At 68.5% G+C, this 21,058-nt stretch carries 17 protein-coding genes; 16 read left to right on the forward strand and 1 reads right to left on the reverse strand.

The genetic code is table 11. The features are described from left to right. Nucleotides 1-17: 17 nt before the first annotated feature. The 6 genes from mdlC to FVA74_RS01530 all read left to right on the forward strand — a co-directional run bounded on the left by mdlC (nt 18) and on the right by FVA74_RS01530 (nt 7,912). Complete coding sequence (mdlC, locus tag FVA74_RS01505; RefSeq protein ID WP_147720024.1) at nt 18-1,595, forward strand: benzoylformate decarboxylase; 1,578 nt, start codon at nt 18-20, stop codon at nt 1,593-1,595. A 29-nt stretch (nt 1,596-1,624) separates the two neighbouring features. Beyond that, the gene (locus tag FVA74_RS01510; RefSeq protein WP_147720026.1) at nt 1,625-2,740 is read left to right on the forward strand and encodes an ABC transporter ATP-binding protein; all 1,116 of its coding nucleotides are present in this window, start codon (nt 1,625-1,627) and stop codon (nt 2,738-2,740) included. Then, nucleotides 2,737-4,551: an iron ABC transporter permease gene (locus tag FVA74_RS01515; RefSeq protein ID WP_147720028.1), complete on the forward strand. Its 1,815-nt coding sequence runs from the start codon at nt 2,737-2,739 to the stop codon at nt 4,549-4,551. Before FVA74_RS01510 ends, FVA74_RS01515 begins: the two co-directional genes overlap by 4 nt. Nucleotides 4,552-4,592: 41 nt before the next feature. Continuing rightward, the gene (locus tag FVA74_RS01520; RefSeq protein WP_147720030.1) at nt 4,593-5,693 is read left to right on the forward strand and encodes an ABC transporter substrate-binding protein; all 1,101 of its coding nucleotides are present in this window, start codon (nt 4,593-4,595) and stop codon (nt 5,691-5,693) included. Between the two features lie 88 nt (nt 5,694-5,781). Continuing rightward, nucleotides 5,782-7,074: an MFS transporter gene (locus FVA74_RS01525; RefSeq protein WP_147720032.1), complete on the forward strand. Its 1,293-nt coding sequence runs from the start codon at nt 5,782-5,784 to the stop codon at nt 7,072-7,074. Between the two features lie 82 nt (nt 7,075-7,156). After that, nucleotides 7,157-7,912, forward strand: coding sequence for an IclR family transcriptional regulator (locus FVA74_RS01530; RefSeq protein ID WP_147720034.1), 756 nt, complete (start codon nt 7,157-7,159; stop codon nt 7,910-7,912). Nucleotides 7,913-7,928: 16 nt separating this feature from the next. Here the strand turns inward: FVA74_RS01530 and FVA74_RS01535 are convergent, their stop codons facing one another. Further along, entirely contained in the window at nt 7,929-9,140 is a 1,212-nt protein-coding gene (locus FVA74_RS01535; RefSeq protein WP_147720035.1) for an FAD-dependent monooxygenase, read from the reverse strand. A 217-nt stretch (nt 9,141-9,357) separates the two neighbouring features. Here FVA74_RS01535 and FVA74_RS01540 point away from each other — a divergent pair, with 217 nt between their 5' ends. From FVA74_RS01540 to FVA74_RS01585, 10 genes are all read left to right on the forward strand, one after another. Beyond that, the gene (locus FVA74_RS01540; protein WP_240792265.1) at nt 9,358-10,593 is read left to right on the forward strand and encodes a CaiB/BaiF CoA-transferase family protein; all 1,236 of its coding nucleotides are present in this window, start codon (nt 9,358-9,360) and stop codon (nt 10,591-10,593) included. Beyond that, the gene (locus FVA74_RS01545; protein WP_147720037.1) at nt 10,593-11,462 is read left to right on the forward strand and encodes a CoA ester lyase; all 870 of its coding nucleotides are present in this window, start codon (nt 10,593-10,595) and stop codon (nt 11,460-11,462) included. Before FVA74_RS01540 ends, FVA74_RS01545 begins: the two co-directional genes overlap by 1 nt. Beyond that, entirely contained in the window at nt 11,459-12,295 is an 837-nt protein-coding gene (locus tag FVA74_RS01550) for a cyclase family protein (RefSeq protein ID WP_206022652.1), read from the forward strand. The genes FVA74_RS01545 and FVA74_RS01550 overlap by 4 nt, the downstream gene beginning before the upstream one ends. Beyond that, nucleotides 12,292-13,716 (forward strand): MmgE/PrpD family protein, encoded by a 1,425-nt coding sequence (locus FVA74_RS01555; RefSeq protein ID WP_147720039.1) that lies wholly within the window; start codon nt 12,292-12,294, stop codon nt 13,714-13,716. The genes FVA74_RS01550 and FVA74_RS01555 overlap by 4 nt, the downstream gene beginning before the upstream one ends. Before the next feature lie 69 nt (nt 13,717-13,785). Continuing rightward, entirely contained in the window at nt 13,786-14,973 is a 1,188-nt protein-coding gene (locus tag FVA74_RS01560) for an acyl-CoA dehydrogenase family protein (RefSeq protein WP_147720041.1), read from the forward strand. Nucleotides 14,974-14,978: 5 nt separating this feature from the next. Next, nucleotides 14,979-16,376 (forward strand): MmgE/PrpD family protein, encoded by a 1,398-nt coding sequence (locus tag FVA74_RS01565; RefSeq protein WP_147720042.1) that lies wholly within the window; start codon nt 14,979-14,981, stop codon nt 16,374-16,376. After that, nucleotides 16,373-17,515, forward strand: a complete 1,143-nt coding sequence (locus FVA74_RS01570) for a citramalate synthase (RefSeq protein WP_147720043.1) — start codon at nt 16,373-16,375, stop codon at nt 17,513-17,515. The genes FVA74_RS01565 and FVA74_RS01570 overlap by 4 nt, the downstream gene beginning before the upstream one ends. Then, the gene (locus FVA74_RS01575; RefSeq protein WP_147720045.1) at nt 17,515-18,729 is read left to right on the forward strand and encodes a CaiB/BaiF CoA-transferase family protein; all 1,215 of its coding nucleotides are present in this window, start codon (nt 17,515-17,517) and stop codon (nt 18,727-18,729) included. Before FVA74_RS01570 ends, FVA74_RS01575 begins: the two co-directional genes overlap by 1 nt. After that, nucleotides 18,726-19,541, forward strand: coding sequence for an enoyl-CoA hydratase/isomerase family protein (locus FVA74_RS01580; RefSeq protein ID WP_147720047.1), 816 nt, complete (start codon nt 18,726-18,728; stop codon nt 19,539-19,541). Before FVA74_RS01575 ends, FVA74_RS01580 begins: the two co-directional genes overlap by 4 nt. Nucleotides 19,542-19,546: 5 nt before the next feature. Next, nucleotides 19,547-21,013 (forward strand): aldehyde dehydrogenase family protein, encoded by a 1,467-nt coding sequence (locus tag FVA74_RS01585; RefSeq protein ID WP_147720048.1) that lies wholly within the window; start codon nt 19,547-19,549, stop codon nt 21,011-21,013. Nucleotides 21,014-21,058: the final 45 nt, after the last annotated feature.

Consider the following 21,058-nt stretch of genomic DNA (forward strand, 5'->3'; position numbering starts at 1 on the left):
GAGACCAAGGAAGTTCGATGACGACGATCCGCGAGGCAACCTACGAGTTGCTCCGTCAGCACGGCATGACGACGATGTTCGGCAACCCCGGATCGAACGAGCTGACGTTCCTCAATGATTTCCCCGAGGACTTCCGCTACGTCATGGGCCTCCACGAGGGCAGCGTCCTGGCGATGGCCGACGGTTATGCCCAGGTCACCGGTACCGCGCCGCTCGTGAGCCTTCACTCCGCCGCAGGCACCGGCACCTCCATGGGTGTGCTTGCAAACACGGTCGTCTCCAAGTCCCCGGTCGTCGTGCTCTCGGGTCAGCAGGTGCGCGACATGGTCGGCCAGGAGATCATGGTCGCGAGCACAGAGGCCGCACAGCTCCCCAAGCCGCTCACCAAGTTCAGTGCCGAGCCGCTGTCGCCGAAGGATGTCGTGCGCACCATCGCGCAGGCGATCCACATCGCGAACATGCACCCCAAAGGGCCGGCACACATCTCGGTACCGTACGACGACTGGGACCAGCCAAGCGACGAGAACACACCTCTCACGGTGCAGCGGCGGGTCGTCGACGCGACCGCCCTGTCGGAGCCGCAGCTTGCCGAGCTCGCCGCCCGCATCGATGCCGCTTCGTCCCCCGTTCTGGTGCTCGGCCCCGAGGTCGACGCGACCCACTCCAACGCCGACGCCGTGCGGCTTGCCGAGCGACTGGGTGCACCCGCCTGGATCGCACCCTCGCCGCCGCGCTGCCCGTTCCCGACGACGCATCCGCTCTTCGCGGGCCTGTTGCCGCCGAACGTCGCGGGCATCGCCGAGTTGCTCTCCGGCCACGACCTCGTGATCGTCGTCGGCGCACCCGTCTTCCGCTATCACCACGATCGCCCCGGGCGTTACCTCGCCGAGGGTTCGAGCCTCGTGCACATCTCGCAGGACCCCGCCGAGATTGCCCGGGCGCCCTTCGGTGACTCCTTCCTCGCCCCCGTCGCCGACACCCTCGCTCGACTCGCGGAGTCCGTCGCGCCCAAGGAGAACCCGGTGCCGGTGCGGGCCGAGCGCACTCCCGGCGTCGACCGCGAAGACCGGATGCACCCCGACACCGTCTTCCGCGCCATCACCGAGCTCGCGCCCGACGATGCCGTGCACGTCGTCGAGTCGACGTCGACCGCCGACTCGTTCTGGGGAACCGTGCGGATGGAGTCACAGGGCTCCTTCTACTCGGCGGCCGCCGGGGGCCTCGGCTTCGGGCTCCCCGCCGCCGTCGGCATCCAGTTGGCCAACCCGCGCCGCCGCGTCGTAGCCTCAATCGGTGACGGGTCGGCGAATTTCGGGATCACCGGGCTGTGGTCTGCAGCCCAGCAAAACACGCCCGTCGTCTTCGTGATCCTCCGCAACGACACCTACGGGGCGATGGTGAACTTCAACAGGCGCTTGAAGGTCACCGGCACGCCCTCGGTCGATCTCCCCGGCATCGACTTCGTTCAAGTGGCCGCAGGTTACGGTGTGCCCGCCGAGCTCGCCACCACCGAGGCGGAGCTTCGCCTCGCCCTCAAGCGCGCCTTCGCCTCAGACGGCCCGACGCTGATCGAAGCGCGCACCTTTCACGACTGAGATCTGACACTGAGAACAGGAACATCACCATGAAGATCACGATCGAGAACCTGCAACTCCGCTACGGCAAGTTCACCGCAATCGACGACATGCAGCTGGAGATCGGCGACCGCGAGTCGGTCGTGCTCCTCGGCAAGTCGGGCTGCGGCAAGACCAGCACGATGCGCTGCATCGCTGGGCTTGAGGAGCCCACGGCGGGCCGCATCACGATCGGAGACACTGTCGTCTTCGACGCAGACAAGGGCATCAACGTGCCGCCGAACAAGCGGAACGTGGGAATGGTCTTCCAGTCCTACGCCGTGTGGCCGCACATGACGGTCTTCCAGAACGTTGCGTACTCCCTCAAGCTGCAGAAGCTTCCCAAGGACGAGATCAAGACCCGCGTCATGGAGACGCTGGAACTCGTCGGCCTGGAGGCCTTCGCGGAGCGCGGCGCGAGCCTCCTCTCGGGTGGCCAGATGCAGCGCGTTGCCCTCGCCCGCAGCCTCGTCATGCGTCCCTCCGTGCTCCTGCTCGACGAGCCGCTCTCGAACCTCGACGCTCGCCTCCGTGACCGCCTGCGCATCGAGCTGCGCGAGATCCAGCTCGAGATGGGCCTCACGACCGTCTACGTCACGCACGACCAGCAGGAGGCCTTCGCGCTCGCCGACCGGATCGCGCTCATGCAGGACGGCATCATCGTGCAGATGGACAAGCCGACCGCCATGTACAACGAGCCGGTCAGCGCATCGATCGCGCACTTCCTGGGTGTCTCCAATGTGCTGCCGGTGGCGGCCGCGGCCGACGGCGACTACACGCTGACGGATGCGCCGCTCACCGTGGCCACGAGCCAGACGCGCCCGGCTCCCGGTGCGCAGGACCTCAAGGCGTGCATCCGCAGCGAAGACCTCAAGCTCGCGCGTGCGGGTGTCGCGGGCGCCAACTCGTGGGAGGGCGTCGTGCGCGTTGCGAGCTTCCAGGGCAGCAGCATCCGCTACGCCGTCGAGGTCGGTGACGTCGCCCTCGACGTCGTCGCACCCAAGGGCTCGGATGACTTCGCCGTGGGCGACACCGCGTGGGTGACGGTCAGCCCGGCCGCCGTGCAGGTGCTGCCGGAGGCTGTCACGAAGCGTGCCGACCTCACCGTCGGGGCGGTGGCGGCATGACCTACACGCTCCCGCCCAGCGAGCAGCAGGACGAGCAGTCCACGCGCGCGGTCGCCACGAGTCGTGGTGTCGAGTCGCCGGCTCCCAAGGGACGCAACCGTGGCCGCATCGCCCTGAAGAACCTCCGTCGCGAGATCCCGTCGAGCGTGCTCGCGATCATGTTCATCTTCCTGATCGTGCTGCCGATGATCTTCATCATCATCGCGGCGTTCTCGACCGCCGTCCCGCGCCCGGGCAACCCCGACGTCGGCACCTTCACCTGGGAGAACTTCGCCATCCTCGGCACCGAGCGGGGTGTGCAGAGCATCATCAACTCGATGATCATCGGCACCGGCGCCGGACTCCTCTCCCTCCTCATCGGTGCGCTGCTCGCCTTCATTGCGGCGCGCACGGATGCTCCGTGGAAGCGCTTCATCTACATCGCCGGCATCGCCCCGATGTTCCTCCCCGCCCTCGTGGGCGCCCTCGCGTGGTCGATCCTTGCGAGCCCGACCTCGGGTCACCTGACCCTGTTCCTCCGGGACATCGGCCTCGGCGGCGGAATCAATATCTACTCCTACGGCGGCATCATCTTCGTGCTGGGCCTGTACTACGCGCCCTACACGTTCATGCTGACGTACAGCTCCTTCGCGATGATGAACGCCGACCTCGAGGAGGCGGCCTCGGTGCACGGTGCCGGGCTGCGCAAGCTCTTCGGCAGCGTGACCCTGCCTCTCGCCGTGCCGGCCCTCGCGGGTGCCGCCATCCTGAGCTTCACGCTCGCGATGGAGAACTTCCCCGTCAACGCGATCCTCGGCAACCCGGCGGGGATCGAGACGCTGCCGACCTACATCTACGGCCTCATGGTCGGTGACCCGCAGCCGAACGCTGCCGCGGCCATCGCCATCGCGCTCACCGCTGCGGTCGTCATCGTCACGGTCGTCCAGCAGCGCGTTGTCAACCGCAAGCGCTTCACGACGCTGACGGGCAAGGGCAACCGCCCGCGGCCCGTTCCCTTGCGTGGGCTCCGCTGGGTCGCGACCGGCTTCGCAGTGCTCTACTTCACGCTCTCGGTCGGCATGCCGATGATCGCGCTCGTGCTCACCGCGACGTCGAAGAACGTCTACATCAACCGCTTCATGGACCTCTTCGAGGGCTTCTCCTTTGACCGCATCGCGCAGGCCGTCGGCCAGAGCGACTTCCGCGACTCGATGATGAATTCGATCATCATGGCGGTCGCCGCCGCGGTCGTCGGAACGCTCATCGCGTTCCTCGCCTCCTACGTGCGCTACCGCAGCACCTCCCGCCTCGGGCAGCTGCTCGAGCAGATCGCCATGTCGCCACTCGCGATCCCGCAGGTCGTGCTCGGCATGGGCATACTGTGGGTGTGGCTGAGCCTGCCGTTCCCCGTGTACGGCACGATCGCGCTGCTCGTGATCGCGACCCTCGCGGTCAACATGCCGCAGGGCTATCGCAGCATCTCGTCGTCGATGCTGCAGCTCGATGGTGACCTTGAGAACAGCGCTGTGATGCTCGGTGCTGGCCGCATGCGCGCGGTGCGCAACGTCACCATCCCGCTCATGCGCACGGGCATCGTCTCGACGCTGCTCCTGCTGCTGATGCTCGGCCTGCGTGAGATGAGCGCCATCCTGTTCCTCTACACCTCGGACACGCGGGTGCTCTCGATCCTCGTCTTCCACAGCTTCGAGAACGGCAGCATCAGCTACTCCGCGGCCATCAGCCTCGTATTCGTGCTCCTTATCGCCGTCGTGGCGATTGCCACCCAGGTGATCGGTATCCGCGAGCGGAAGTTCAAGGACGCATCCCTGTAGACGGCAGTGACGCCTTCTACCCCACCAAGAAAGGAAACAGCATGCGAATCAGGAACACCGCATTCGCCTCTGTCGCCATCGTCGCGCTCGCCCTCACGGGCTGCGCGAGTGGTGACTCTGACTCGGTCGTCAGTGGAGACGCCGAGGTCAACGTCGAGGACGGCCTGGTCATCGACGGCGAGCTCATCGCCGACAAGGAGACCTACGAGGCGGCCAAGGAACAGACCCTCTCGCTCTACACGGGGTACCAGGACGCCAACCAGAAGGCCTTCAACGAGGCCTTCACCGCCGACACGGGCATCAAGGTCGAGTACGTGCGCGACGTCACCAACAAGCTCAGCGAGCGCGTGCTCTCGGAGCACGGCGCAGGCCGCCTGCCAGCCGACGTCATCATCACTTCCGACTACAAGGTCGCCAACGAGTTCGGCGAGGCGGGCATCTGGGAGCCGTACACCCCGCTGCCCATCCAGGATGAGGAGGAGCTGCAGCACGACGGCGGCGACTTCACGACCTTTGCGAACGTCGCGGTCACCTTCGCCTACAACACGCAGCTCGTGTCTGAAGAGGACGCGCCGAAGTCGTGGATGGACCTGCTCGACCCGGCCAATGACGGCAAGATCGGCCTCACGAAGGGCACCGCCGGTGGTTCGTCCATCGCGCTGAACCGTTTCATCCAGGAAGAGGTCGACGCCGACTACTGGAGCAAGATGGCGGCCCTCAAGCCGACGATCTTCGACAGCGGCGGCCAGCGCCAGGAGGCCCTCGCGCGTGGGGAGCTCAACGTCGCGACCGCCGGCACGGCATCCGTCAATGTCGCCGTGACGCAAGATAACGCCCCCATCATGCTGGTCGTGCCCGAGGAGGGCATCGTGCTCTTCAGTTTCTTCGCGGGCAAGGTTGCGGATGCGCAGAATTCCGAGGCCGCCGAGGTGTTCCTCAACTACGCGCTCTCGAAGCGTGGCCAGTCGGTCATCTCGCAGGTCGGCGACTACGCGGCTCGCGCCGATGTCGAGCCGCCCGTCGCGGCCGGCATCGAGCTTCCCGCCCTCGACTCCGAGCAGGTGTGGATCATGCCCGCCGAGGGAGAGCTCGAGTACGGCTCGGCAGACGCGGAGATCTGGAAGTCCGCTTTCGGTCACTGAGTAACAGCACTCCTGACCTCGGGAGCCCGGCACTCGGTGCCGGGCTCCCGAGTCGCGTCCCGCCCACCACCCGCAGACAGGAGAGCACGTGGCCGCAATAGCAGGCGCCCCGCGCCGTGGCACCCTCAGCGCGTTCCGTCACCGCAGTTACACGATCTTCTGGGTGGGGGCGCTCATCTCGAGCACCGGCACCTGGCTCGGCAACCTTACGGTGCCGTACGTGCTTTACCAGATGACCGGCAGTGCCGTCTGGGTCGGCGTCGCCGCAGCGGCACAGTTCGGCCCGGCCTTCGTGCTCTCGCCGCTCGGCGGTTCCCTCGCCGACAACAGGGACCGGCGGATGCTCCTGCTCTGGACGCAGGCGGGCCTCGGAGTCATCACCCTGCTCATGTGGCTCCAGTGGGCCTCGGGCTTCCATGTGCCGATCGTGCTGGTGGGACTCCTGACGCTCTTCGGCATCCTGAACGGTGTCAACAATCCTGCATGGCAGTCGCTCGTCAATGACCTCGTGCCGCGGGAGGACGTCGTCTCGGCCGTCACGCTGAACTCGCTGCAGTTCAATCTCGCCCGCGCGCTCGGGCCCGCTATCGCCGGCGTGCTGCTCGCGACGCTGGGCGCGACGTGGGCCTTCTTCTTCAACGCGCTCTCCTTCGTGATCGTCGTTGTGACCCTGTTCTTCGTGCGGCCGCACATCTCGCGCATCCTCGTGCCGGTCGGCGGCGGCTTCGCCTCACAGTGGCGTGACGCGCTCGCCTACATGGCCCGGAGCCGCGCGATGCTCCTCGCGATCGCGCTGTGCTGCGTCGTGGGCCTGCTCGGGAATCCGATCTTCACCTTCACGGTCGTCTTCGCCGAGACGGTCTTCGAGACGGGCCCAGTCGGCATGGGGATGTTGACGGCATCGCTCGGTGTCGGCGCGGTGCTCTTCGCGATCTTCCAATCTGTGATCCGCGGCCGCGGCGGATCGTTCGGGCGCCGGGCGGCCACGGCGGTCGTCGCGCTCGGCCTGGCCCTCATGGTCATGGGGCTCGTGCCGACCCTCGGATGGGGCATCGCGGCCGGGCTCGCGGTGGGTGCGGCGTTCCTTGCGGCGTTCGCGACGCTCAACAGCGCCATCCAGCTCATGGCTGCCGATCACCTGCGCGGCCGTGTCATGGCTGCCCGCCACATGGTCTTCTCGGGGTCGATCGCGCTCGGGGTGCTCATCTCGGGGGTGCTCGCGGAGGAGTGGGGCGTGCAACTCGCCACGATCATCTTCGGTGCCGGTCTCATCGTGGTCGCCGCGATCGTGGTCCTCGTGCCGGGCCTGGGGTTCCGCCTGCTCGATGAGGCCGAGGTCGAGCCGGGGGCTATCGTGCCGCCGCTTGACCCGGAGACGTAGGCCCCCGGGCTTTCGCCGCGGCGTGGTGACCCGCCTCGCGCCCATTGAGTGGGAATTGGATTCTGTCCCCTAGAATCACTGCATGTCCGAGCAACCCGAGCGGGATCAGCCTGCCTATCCCATCGGCTCCGTCGACAAGGCGCTCCGCCTCCTCATGCTTGTCGCTGAACGTCCCGGCGGTGTGCGCATCGGTGAGGCGGCATCCGCCCTGGGGGTCGCCGCCTCGACCGCGCACCGCCTGCTGCAGATGCTCGCGCTGCACGGCTTCGCCCGACAGGACCCCGCGACAAAGGTCTACCACCCGGGCGACGCGATCGAGCGCCTGACGAACCCGATCGAGCGGGTGCGACAGTTGGCGCTGCCGCTCCTGCGTGAGCTTGTCGAGGAGTGCGGCGAGACCGTGCACCTTGCGGCCCTCGAGGATGGCACGGCGGCGCGCACACTCTTCTCGGTCGAGAGCCCCCACCTGCTGCGGGTCGGCGACCGTTCGGGCCACACGCAGCCGGCGCACCTGAGCGCCATGGGGCGCGTGCTGCTGTCGGACAGCGATCCCGCGGAGGTCGCCAAGACGGTGCGCGCGGCCGGCTCGGAGGCGGATGTCGCGGCGATTGAGAAGCACTTCGCGGCCATCGCCGAGAGCGGCTACATGCTGCAGCACGGTGAGGTCGAGTCGGGCGTCAGCGCCCTCGCGGTCCCCGTGCGCGGCGCCTCCGGCGCGGTCGAGTACGCGATCGGCGTCACCTACCCGACCGGTCGCATCCCGGCGGATGCCGTGCCAGAGCTCGCAGAATCCATGAAACGAGCAGCGGCGCAACTCGAGAACGAGCTGCGCCGCTGAGGCTCCTGGCTGTCGCTTAGGCGGGGTAGTTCCGCACCTTCGGCGCCTTGTCGAGGGGCATGAACATCCAGTCGAGGTTCGAGAAGTCCTTCGGGTCGTGGTCCTTGAACGCGTAGTTGCGGATCTCGCGACCGATGCCCTCGATGTGGAACAGCTCGCCGGCAACGCGCGCGAGGCGCTGGATGTTGTTCGCGTGCACGACGCGGCGCTCCTGGTACTCGGCGAAGGCGTCGGAGGTGTTCTCCGAGCTCAGCAGCGCACCGGCCATCGCGATCGAGTCGTCGAGCGACTGCGCGCCACCCTGGGCGAGGTACTGCACCATGGCGTGGGCTGCGTCACCGATGAGGGCGACGTTTCCGTCCACCCAGTTCTCGGTGGGCTCACGGTCGTACATGGGCCAGCGAATGTCGCGGCTCAGGTACTTGCCGGCGTTCTGCACGCTCTCGCAGCAGACCGAGAAGCGGGCGTCGAGTTCCTCGGGCGTGCCCCAGTTGTCGTGGTCGGGGCTGTAGCTGTCGGACTTGAAGACGGCGACGTTGTTGTAGACCTTGCCGCTTCGCAGCGGGTACTGGATGAGGTGCATGTTCGGGCCGAGCCAGCAGAGCACCGAGGGCGAGGAGGTGATGTCTTCGCCGACGATCTCGGTGGGCACGGTGCCGCGGTAGGCGACGTACTTGGTGGGCACGAGCTCGTCGCCGATGATCGCGTCACGCAGCGGGGAGCGGATGCCGTCGGCACCGATGACCGCGTTGGCCAGGTAGCTCTGGCCCTTGAGGGTCGTGACGAGCACCTTGCCGTCGGGCTGGTTGACGGCGCTGACGACCTCGCGGTCGGTCTCGACCTCGACGATGCCGCTCTCACGGCATCCCTCGAGGAGGGAGCTGTGGAGGTCGGCGCGGTGTGCGACGACGTAGGGGTAGCCGTAGTGCTTCACGAACTCTTCGCCGAGGTCGATGATGCCGATTGTCTTGCCCGTGACGGCGTCGAGGTAGACCTTGCGCTCGGGGAATACGGCATCTTTCAGCACCTTGTCGAGCACGCCGAGGCTGTCGAGCGCTGAGAGGGCGTTGGGGGCGAGCTGGATGCCGGCACCGACCTCGCCGAGCTCGGGAGCGCGTTCCAGGACGTGCACCTTGCGACCTCCCCGGGCGAGTCCGAGTGCGGTGGCGAGGCCGGCGATGCCGGCGCCGGACACCAGGACATCGACTTCGGTGGGCTGTTCTGACATGGGCCCTAACTCCTTGGGACGGGCCGACGCGGTGTGAGTCGGCGTGCGGTTCAATTCTGTAAGAAAGAATGTGATTCGGTATGCCAGAATAGATACCGCACGCCGGGTTCGTCAACCGGGCGGCGAGAACCTCTCTCAGCAGGTGAGAGCACGCCTTCGCCTCTGGATGCCTCGCGCCTACGCTGACCCCGAACGATCGAGAGTTGGGAGATCCATCGTGACCACCACCCCCGCAGCCGACGAGAGGTCGGGTGAATCGGCGCCCCGCCGTGGGCCCCTCGACGACCTCAAGGTCATCGACATCGCAACCCTCTTCGCAGGCCCGAGCGCAGCGACGATCTTCGCCGACTTCGGCGCCGACGTGCTCAAGGTCGAGCACCCCACGCGCCCCGACGGTGCCCGCACCCACGGCAAGAGCAAGGACGGCAAGGGCCTCTGGTGGCTCATGCTCGGCCGCAACAAGCGCACGGCCACCCTCAACCTCTCGAACCCCGAGGGCAAAGAGGTCTTCCTGCGCCTCGTGCGCGAGGCCGACGTCGTGATCGAGAACTTCCGCCCCGGCACCCTCGAGAAGTGGGGCCTCGACTACGAGACCCTCTCCGCCGAGAACCCCGGCCTCATCCTCGTGCGCATCACGGGCTTCGGGCAGAGCGGTCCCATGTCGCGACGCCCCGCCTACGGCACCCTCGCGGAGGCCATGAGCGGCTTCGCGTTCTCGACGGGCCAGCCTGACGGGCCGCCCACCCTTCCACCGCTCGCGCTCGCCGACAACATCGCGGGCCTCGCCGCCGCCATTGCGACCCTCACGGCCGTGCACAACCGTGCCCGCACGGGCAAGGGCCAGGTCATCGACCTCGCGATCATCGAGCCCATCCTCGCGATGCTTGGCCCGCAGCTGCTTGCCTACGACCAGCTCGGCTACATCACGCGCCGCTCGGGCAACCGTTCCGAGAACAACGCGCCCCGCAACACCTACCTCACGGCCGACGACCATTGGGTCGCGATCTCGTCGAGCTCGACCTCGATCGCGGAGCGGGTCATGCGCCTCGTGGGTCGCGCCGACATGGTCGACGAGCCATGGTTCGGCTCCGGCGTCGAGCGGGCCAAGCGTGCCGACGAGATCGACGGCGCTGTCGCCGACTGGATCCGCGCCCGCCCCATGGACGAGGTCATCGCCGAGTTCGAAAAGGCGGAGGCGGCGATTGCCCCCGTCTACGACATGTCGCAGGTGATCGAGGACCCGCAGCTCAACCACATCGGCACGATCGCCTCGGTGGACGACCCCGACCTTGGCACCGTGCGCATGCAGAACGTGCTCTTTCGCATGTCGGAGACGCCCGGTGGCATCCGCCACACGGGTCGCGGCCACGGCGCCGACACCGATGAAGTGCTGGCCGGGCTCGGCTACACCGCCGAAGAGATTGCGCGACTCCGTGCGGAGGGCGCCGTCTGATGGCCGCCGACTGGGAGCTCGCCCTCGCCTGGCTCTATGTGCCGGCGACGCGCACCGACCGCTTCGCGAAGGCCGCGGCATCCGCTGATGGTGTCGTGATCGACCTCGAGGATGCCGTGCATGCTGCCGAGAAGGCCGCCGCCCGGGCAGGGCTCGACGCGGCCGTCGGTGACGGTCTCGGCACGCCGACCGTCGTGCGCGTGAACGCGCCCTCAACCGAGCACTTCGACGCCGACATCGCGGCCGTGACGCCGCTCGTGCTGCGCGGGGCCGTCTCGGCGATCCGCGTCGCCAAAGTCGACAGCGCCGACGAGGCGCGCCGTGCCGCTGAGGCGACCGCGCACTGGGGCGTCGAGCGCCGGCTCATCGTGCAGCTCGAGACCGCGCGCGCCATCCGCGACGCCCACGAGATCGCGGCCGTCGAGGGCGTGCACTCGCTCATGCTGGGCGAGGCCGACCTGCGCGCCGACCTCGGCCTGGGCCGCGACCTCGCGAGTGCCGACGGCCTGCTGCTCGCGCGCCTCACGGTCGTGCTCGCCGCACGCGCCGCCGGGCTCCCGTCGCCCCTCGCGAGCGCCTTCGTCAACGTCAGCGACACGGATGCCCTGGCCGCCGACTGCGCACGGCAGCGCGAGCTCGGCTTCCGTGGCCGCAGCTGCATCCACCCCAAGCAGGTCGAGACCGTCCGTGCCGCCTTCCAGCCGAGTGCGGCCGACGTCGAGTGGGCACGCTCCGTGCTCGAGCGCGCCGAGGGCATGGACACCTCGGGTAGCGGCGTCGCAACCCTCGCCGATGGCTCCTTCATCGACATGCCCGTCATCCGCCAGGCCCAGACCATCGCGGCCCTCGCCGAAAGGAGCGCATCGTGACCTCGCGACTGCACCACGGCACGCGCGCCAACGGCTCGCGCGTCGAGATCGTGGACCTCGGCCACCAGCTGCACCAGGCCATCCCCACCTCGCCCAGCCACCCCGGCTACCGGCACGCGCTCATGCGTCGCCACGGCGACAGTGTGCGCGTCGACGGCACCTCGGGTGCCAACGACATGCTCTTCCTCGGCACCCACACGGGCACGCACGTCGACGCGCTCTCCCACATCAGCGCCGACGGGATGCTGCACGACGGTGTCAGTGCGGAGGAGGCGCAGAGCACGGGGCGCTTCACGAGCCACGGCGTCGAGACCATCGGCCCGGCGATCGTGCCAGGAGTGCTGCTCGACGTGCCCCGCGCGCTCGGCATGCAACGCCTCGAGCCCGCGCATCCCGTGACCGGCGACGACCTCGCGGCGGCGGCAGCGCTCCTGCCTGACGGTGAGGAGTCGATCCCCGCGGGCGCCGCGCTGCTCGTGCGCACGGGCTGGACCCAGCTCTGGGAACAGGGCGCCGCCTTCGTCGGCCACGACTCCGGCGTGCCCGGCCCCAACCTCGACGGCGGCACCTGGCTTGCCGGCCACGAGCCGCGCTTCGTCGGCAGCGACACGACCGCCTTCGAGCACATCCCGGCTGGCGAGGGCCACGCTCGCCTCCCCGTGCACCGCCTCATGCTCGTCGAGCAGGGCGTGCCAATCATCGAGATGCTCAACCTCGAGGCACTCGCCGAGCGCGGTGAGCGCATCTTCGACTTCATCCTCTCCCCCCTGCCCCTCCTGGGCGCGACCGGTTCGCCCGTGCGCCCCATGGCCGTCTTCGAGGTGACCGAATGACCGACGTGACAACCCTCAGCGCTCGACTTGCCGAGTTCGCGGTGGCGACCGCCGCCGAGCTGCCACAACGCATCGCCGACGACTCGCGCGACCGCATCATCGACACGATCGGCATCTCGATCGCGGCGCGCGACACCGAGCCCGTGCAGGCCGCCGTCGCCCTCGCCCGTGAGTGGGGCGGCAACCCGCAGGCGACGCTCCTCGGCTTCGCCGACCGCGTGCCGGCGCCGACCGCCGCGCTCGTCAACGGCACGGCCGCCCACGCGCTCGACTTCGATGACACGCACCTGCCCTCGATCCTGCACCCCAGCGCATCCGCCGTTCCCGCCGCGCTCGCCGCCGCCGAGGTGGCGGATGTCGACGGCCGCACCCTCCTCGCGGCCGTCGCGGCCGGCAACGAGATCGCGATCCGGCTGGGCAACGCGGCTGACGACCCCGAGCTCGGCAACAACGTCTTCTTCGAGCGGGGCATCCACGCGACATCCCTCTGCGGCGCTATCGGCTCTGCCGCGGCGGCGGCCGTCGCCCTCGGCCTGGATGCCGCGACCACGCGCCACGCGCTCGGTATCGCCGCGAGCATGGGCAGCGGCATCCTCGAAGCCAACCGCAACGGCGGCTCGGTCAAGCGCGTGCACTGCGGATGGGCCGCCCACGCGGGTGTCACGGCGGCGCAGTTCGCGCGCCAGGGCATCACGGCACCCGACACGGTGCTCGAGGGTCGCTTCGGCTTCTTCCAGGCGTTCACGGGCCTGCACCCCATCGACGAAGGCTTCATGGCGGGCCTCGGCGAGGAGTGGGAGCTCGACAAGTGCTTCATCAAGCCCTACCCGACCAACGTCTTCACCCACACGGGAATCGACGCGGCCATGCTGCTCTCCAAGCGCGGCATCGACATCGACTCGATCGAGCGCATCGACCTCTCCGTGCCGATGTCGGTCACGCGCACGATCGCCGAGCCGCGCGAGGCGAAGCTGCGCCCGCAGAGCCCGTACCACGCCCAGTTCAGTGGACCTTTGACCTTCGCGATGGCCTGGCGGGGCGGCTCCGGCCTGGGGCTGTACCTCGACGACTTCATGCAGGAGGCGCTCGACGACCCCTTCGTGCGAACCCTCTCCGAGAAGGTGCACTACGTGCGCGACGAGGAGGTCGAGTCGCTCTATCCCGAGCGCCTGCCCACGATCGCACGCGTGCACATGGCCGATGGCTCGGTCATCGAGGAGCGGGTCATGGCCAACCTCGGCACCGTCCTGCGCCCCATCCAGCCGGAGCAGGTGCAGCTCAAGTTCGACCTGAATGTGCGTGCGCTTGGCGAGCAGCGCGCGGGCGCCCTGCGCGGCGCCATCACGAGCCTCGATGGCGCCGCGAGCGTCCGCAGCGTCTTCAGCGGCCTCGACTTTGCAGAATCCAATTCCGCAGCGTGATACGCGCGCTTTGATCCACCGCGAACCTCCGGTTCGCTTACCGTAAACACCCCTGTGAAGGAGCACCCCATGGCAGACAAGATCGAGTCCTCCGCGTTCAGCCTCACCGAAGAGCAGATCGCCATCCGCGAAGCCATCGACGACCTGTGCGAGCCGTTCGACAACGAATACTGGCGCACGAAGGATGCCGACGACCTCTACCCCGAGGAGTTCGTCGACACCGTCTACGAGCAGGGCTGGATGAGCATGCTCATCCCCGAGGAATACGGCGGAGGCGGCGCCGACATCCGCGACGCCGCGGTCGTGCTCGAGCAGATCGAGCGCAACGGATGCCACGCCGGCGCAGTGCGGGCGGGCATGTACACGATGGGCTCCATCCTGCGCCACGGCTCGGACGAGCAGAAGGCGAAGTACCTGCCGAAGATCGCCTCGGGTGAGCTGCGCCTGCAGTCCTTCGGCGTGACGGAACCGGATGCCGGCTCTGACACGACCCGCATCAAGACCTTCGCGGTGCGTGATGGCGACGAATACGTCGTGAACGGCAACAAGATCTTCATCTCGCGCGTGCAGCACTCCGACCTGCTGCTGCTGCTGACCCGCACGACCAAGCGCGAGGACGCCACGAAGCCGAGCGATGGCTTCACTGTCCTCCTCGTCGACCTTCGCGAGGCGATCGAGAACGGCCAGATCGTCGCGACCCCAATCAAGACGATGGTCAACCATGAGACCAACGAGCTCGCCATCCGCGACCTGCGTGTGCCGGTCGCGAACCGGATCGGCGAGGAGGGCAAGGGCTTCAAGGTCATCCTCTCGGGCATGAACTCTGAGCGGGTCATCGTCACCAGCGAGTACATCGGCGCTGGGTTCTACCTGCTCGACCGTGCGGTGCAGTACGCCAACGAGCGTGAGGTCTTCGGGCGCAAGATCGGCATGAACCAGGCCATCCAGATCCCGATCGCTCGCGCCTACGCGCAACTGCAGGCGGCCTCGCTCATGCGCTGGCGTGCCGCCGAGATGTACGCCGCCGGCGAGAACCCCCGCTTCGAGGTCAACGGCGCCAAGCTGCTCGCCTCAGAGGCGCTGTGGGCTGCGGCCGAGGCGGCCTTCGACACCTTCGGTGGCTACGCGGCCGCCGAGGAGTACGGCATCGAGCGCGCCTGGCGTGGCGCTCGCCTGCCCCGCACGGCACCGATCAGCAACAACATCGTGCTCGCGGGCATCGCCCACGGCACGCTCGGCCTGCCGAAGTCCTTCTGATCACCATGGTCGAATCAGCCACCGAACCGGGAGCGACGGAGGTCCTGGCGGAGTTCGCCGTCTCGGGAGTCCTCGCATCTGCAGACCACACCGAGGCCGTGACGCGTGCGCTGGTCGACACGGTTGCGGTCTCCCTCGGCGCCTCCGGCGCGGAGGGAGACCGCATCCTGCGCACCTGGGCGCGACGCGAGTCGCCTTACGGGCCCTCGACCGTCTGGACGTCGGGGGAGACGACGACGCCCTCGATGGCGGCACTGGTCAACGGCAATGCCGCGCACCTGCTCGACTACGACGACATCTCGCCGTCGATGCCGCTGCATCCGGCCGCCGTGCTCATGCCCGCCCTCGTCGCGGTCGCTGAGGCGCGCGGCACGAGCAGTGAGCGCTTCAGTGAGGCCTACGAGGTCGGCTCGGCCGTCTTCCGTGCGGTCGCCGACGTGCTCCCGCAGCACGTGCACTACGCGCGCGGCTGGCACTCCACCTCGACCGTGGGTCGCCTCGCGACGGTCGCCGCACTCGGGCGACTCGTGGCATCCGATGTCGACACGGTCAGGAATGCCCTCGGCATCGTCGCCTCGCTCACGGCGGGCAGCCGGGTCAACTTCGGCACCATGACCAAGCCCTTCCACGCGGGTGCCGCCGCCCGTGACGCCGTCATGGCGCTCGAGCTCGCCGAGGCGGGCTTCACCGCCAATCCTGATGAACTGGATGCACCGAACGGCTTCCTCGAGCGCTACGGCGACCAGGAGGTCGCGCCCGTCGGTTCCGCTGGGCAGGCACTCGGGGAGCGCCTCGAGTACTGGGCGGACGCCTGGCCGAGCGACGCTGGACTCAAGCGTTATCCGAGCTGCTACGGCACCCACCGCAGCATCGACGCCATGCTCACCCTGCGCGAGACCGCGCCGCTTGCGGAGATGCCGACGCGCATCACCGCGACCGTGCACCCGAGGGGCACGCGGGCGCTGCGCCCCGGCCTGCCGGCGACCGGCACGCAGGGCAAGTTCAGCCTCGAATACACGCTCGCGGTCGCGTGGCTGCGCGGTGACGTGACGCTCGACGACTTCACCGAGGAGCGATTCGCCGACGAGGAGGCGCAAGCATTGCTGCGCCGCGTCGAGATCGGCGAGAGCGCCGTGCCGCCCCACGGCCCGGCCGAGTTCGACACGGGCTACTCCGTTGTCGAGGTCACCTTCCCCGACGGCGGCACCCAGGTCTCGCGCACCGAGGTCACCCACGGGCTCGCGGCTGACCCGCTGAGCGATGACGAGCTCCGCGGCAAGTTCCTCGACTGCTGCGCGGCCGGCGGCTACGACAGCGAGACGGCCGACCGCATCATCGCCGCCATCAGCGCCGAACCGGGCGCCGCATTCACATCGTCCATCCCGAAGAGGAGCACCGAATGACCAAGGGACGCCCCACCATCAGCATCCTCGAGGAGGGGATGCGCGAGGGCATGCAGATCGAGAGCGCCGACATCCCGGCCGCAGAGAAGATCCGCCTGCTCGACGCACTCTCTGCGACCGGCCTCAAGCGCATCCACGTCGGTGCCTTCGTGAGCCCCAAGTGGACGCCCCAGATGGCGAACGTCGACGAGGTCATCGCCGGCTTCACCCCCGTCGAGGGCGTCACCTACACCGCGATCGTGCTCAACCAGAAGGGTGCGGAGCGGCGCGACGCCTACGGCGAGAAGCTGAGCCTGCCCGACCCGACGCTCGGCCGCAGCAAGATCCACCTCTGCGACGTCTTCGTGCGTCGCAACATCAACATCAGCCAGCAGGACGAGATCGACGCGCTCGGGCGTGCCGTCGCGACCGCCAAGGAGAAGGGCGTCACGCACGCCGAGATCTCCATCAATGCGGCGTGGGGCTCGAACTGGCTCGGTGAGTTCGATGAAGAGGAGCGGATGCGGCTGCTCCAGCTGCAGCACGACGCGTGGACCTCGGCGGGCGTGCCCGTCACGCGCATCCACGTCGGCGACCCCATGAGCTGGAACACCCCCTCGGCCGTGCGGTCGATGATGCGCCGCCTCGTGGCGACGTGGCCCGAGGTGCACGACTACCACCTGCACCTCCACGACGCCCGCGGCATGGCGATGCTGTCTGCCTACGTCGCGATGGAGGAGCTCGACGAGCGCCACACCCTCCAGATCGACACCGCCATCGGCGGAATGGGCGGATGCCCCTACTGCGGCAACGGTCGCGCGACCCGCATGATCCCGACCGAGGACTTCGTGCACCTGCTTGAGTCTGAGGGCATCGAGACGGGCGTCGACCTCCCCAAGCTGATCGAGGCCGGCGTCATCGCCGAGGAGGTCGTGGGGCACGAACTCTGGTCGAAGGTGACCGCTGCGGGGCCCCGCCCCACGGGTGCCGCCGTCTACGCCATGGACATGCCCTTCATCGAGACCTTCGAGCAGGCATCCCACTTCCGCAACGGGCCCTCGGTCTACGAGGGCGCCATGTCGCCCTATCGCGAGCCGGTGAAATCCCCCGCTCGCGACGAGTACGAAGCGCGGCTCGCCGCAGAGAAGGAGAGCAACTGATGAGCACCCCAGGTTCCCTCAAGGGGATTCGCGTCATCGAGATCGGCACGAGCGTCGCGGTGCCCTACGGCTGCCAGGTCCTCGCCGACTTCGGCGCCGAGGTCATCAAGGTCGAGCGGCTCGGGGGCGGCGACGACGCTCGCGCCTGGGCCCCGCTCAGCAAGGGCGTCTCGGTCACCTTCCTTTCGCTCAACCGCAACAAGAAGTCGGTCGTCGTCAACTACAAGGATGCGAAGGGCAAGAAGGTCCTCGAAGACCTCATCGCCTCGGCGGATGTGCTCGTGCAAAACCTCCGCCCCGGCGCGCTCGCCAACGCTGGCTTCTCATGGGAGCGCATCCACGAGATAAACCCCCGCGTCATCTACGCCGACATGAGCGGCTACGGCCGCACCGGCCCGCGCCGTGACCAGCCCGCCTACGACGCGATGCTGCAGGCCTACTCCGGCGTCGTCGCCATGACCGGCGAGGAGGGCGGCGCGCCCGCCCGCGTGCCGCTGTCGATGATGGACATGGGCACGGGCATGTGGATCGCGCTCGGCGTCTTCGACGCGCTCCGCCGCCGCGACCAGACGGGCGAGGGTGTGCACCTCGAGGTCTCGCTGCTGCAGACGGCCCTCGCGTGGGTTGCCACGCCGCTCATGAGCGTGGCGGCGGGAAGCCCCGTGCCCAAGCGCCTCGGCTCCGGCTTCCGCGGCAACGTGCCCAACGGCGCCTACCCGGCATCCGACGGCTACGTCTTCCTCTCCTGCGGCAACAACGACACCCTCTACCGCCTGCTCGACGCGATCGAAGCGCCGGAACTCAAGGATGTGCCCGAGTTCGCCGACAACGTCACGCGCGTCAATAACCGCGGCGTCGTCAACGAGCGACTCGGCGCGGCCACCTCGCGCTTCACGATGGATGAGCTCGTCGAGCGGCTCGACAAGGCCAACGTGCCCCACTCGGCCGTCAACACGCTCGACAAGGTCATCGTCGACCCGCAGGTGCAGGCCATCGGCCAGCTGGAGGAGATGGAGCACCCGGAGCTCGGCGAGTTCACGATCGTCAACACCCCCATCACCTTCGACGGTGAATACCTTGAGCACACGGGCGCGCCCCCCGCCGTCGGTGCTGACACGGCCTCCGTGCTCGCAGAACTCGGCATCGAGGCATCCGACATCGACGCCCTGCTCGAGGCCGGCGTCATCGAGATCGCAGAAGGAGACGCAGCATGAGTGACGGACTGAACGGTGGCCTCATCGCTGGCACCCCCGACGAGGTGCTCTACGAGGTCACCGACCACGTCGCGCGCATCACGATCAACCGCCCCGAGCGGCGCAACGCCATGAGCCGGCACACCGTGCAGTTGCTGCTCGAGGCCTTCGTCGAGGCGGGCGAGGACCCGGAGGTCTGGGCCGTCGTCATCACGGGCACCGGCGACAAGGCGTTCTGCGCCGGCGGTGACCTCAAGGAGATGAACTCGATCGCCAAGGCCGGCCGCCAGGTGCACACGCCCATGACGGGGGTGCACCGCGCCATGCTCGAGGTGATCGTCGAGACCTACAAGCCCGTCATCGCCGCAATCAACGGCCACGCGCTCGCCGGTGGATGCGAGATCGCGCTCGCCGCCGACATCCGTATCGCTGTCGAGGGCACGACCATCGGGCTCACGGAGGCCAAGCGCGGCATGGGGGCCAACTTCGGTTCCATCGTGCTGCCCCGCCTCGTTCCCCGCGGCTACGCGATGGACATGCTCTACACGGGCCGCATGGTTCCCGTCGAGGAGGCCGCCGAGATCGGACTCGTCAACAAGGTCGTCTCGCGGGAATCCTTTGAAGAGGAGGTCGAGGCCTACGTGCGCAGCATCGTGGCGAACTCGCCCGTCTCCACGCGTCGCTACAAGGAGATGGCCGTCAAGGGCTGGGGCCTGCCCCTCGCCTCGGCGCTGCGCCTCAACGTCGGCCCCAACCCCTACACGAGCGAGGACCGCGCCGAAGGCGTCGCCGCGTTCGTCGAGAAGCGCGCACCCCAGTGGAAGAACAGGTAGAGACCATGACCCTGCTCGACGCAGACGTGTGGACCGGCAAGATCGCCGCGGGCGGATGGGTTGCCGGTGACGGCGAACCGCTCGAGGTGACCGAGGCGGCGACGGGTGCCGTGATCGGCACCCTCGGCACCGCCTCGCTCGAGCAGGTCGCCGAGGCTGCGCGCCGCGCAGACCGGGCACAGCGCGAATGGGCGCGGATGACGCCAGCCGCCCGGGCGAGCGTGCTGCGCAAGGCGGGCGACATCTTCGAGCGGGATGCCGAACTCATCAAGCCCTGGATCGTGCGCGAGAGCGGCGGCACCTGGGCGAAGGCCGGCACCGAGGTGCTCGCCGCCATCAGCGAGTGCCGGGAGGGGGCGGCCCTGCCCGCCCACCCGCACGGCGAGGTGCTCACGACCAACAAACCGCGCTGGTCGATCGCACGTCGCGTGCCCGCCGGTGTGGTCTCCGTGATCGCGCCGTTCAACTACCCGCTGACGCTCGCGATCCGTTCCGTCGCCCCCGCGCTCGCCCTCGGCAACGCGGTGCTGCTCAAGCCGGACCCCCGCACCTCCGTGTGCGGTGGTGTCGTCATCCAGCGGGTCTTCGAGGAGGCCGGCCTCCCCGAGGGTGTGCTGCAGGTGCTGCCCGGCGGGGCGGATGTCGGTGCTGCCGTCGTGAGCGCCCCCGAGGTTCGCATCATCTCCTTCACGGGGTCGACCGCTGCCGGGCGCCACGTCGGCAAGGCCGCCGCCGAGCACATGAAGCGTGCCCACCTCGAACTGGGCGGCAACAACGCCATCATCGTGCTCCCCGGGGCTGACCTCGACAAGGCCGCAGCGGCGGGCGCCTTCGGCTCCTTCCTGCACCAGGGCCAGATCTGCCAGGCGGCGGGGCGTCACCTCGTGCACGAGTCGCAGCTCGAGGAGTACGTCGCAAAGCTCGGCGCCGTCGCGGACGCCGTGCGCGTGGGCGACCCCTTCGCCGAGGAGGGCGTGCAGGTGGGACCCATCATCGACGACCGGCAGCTCGGTGCGGTGCGCAGCATCGTGGATGACGCCGTCGCCAAGGGTGCGCGTGTCGTCTCGGGTGGCACCGCGGCGGGGCGCTGCTACCGGCCGACCGTGCTGAGTGGAGTCACGCCCGACATGTCGGTGTGGAAGGACGAGATCTTCGGACCCGTCGCCCCCGTCGTCGCCTACAGCACGATCGAGGAGGCCATCGAGCTCGTCAATGCGAGCGAGTACGGCCTCTCGGTCGCGATTCTTGGCGACGCGGGCACCGCGATGGATGTCTCGGACCAGATCCGCAGCGGGGTAGTGCACATCAACGAGCAGACGGTCGGTGACGAGGCGAGCGCGCCCTTCGGCGGCATGGGAGCATCCGGAAACGGCTCACGCTTCGGTGGGCCCGGCGCGAACTTCGAGGCCTTCACCGAGACCCAGTGGGTCACGGTGCGCTCCGAGATCGAGACCTACAAGCTCCCCTCTTAATTAAGGAGGAGAAGGGGCCGGCATCCACTGGATGCCGGCCCCTTC

This window comes from Salinibacterium sp. dk2585, assembly GCF_008001035.1.
Classification (GTDB): Bacteria; Actinomycetota; Actinomycetes; order Actinomycetales; family Microbacteriaceae; genus Homoserinimonas.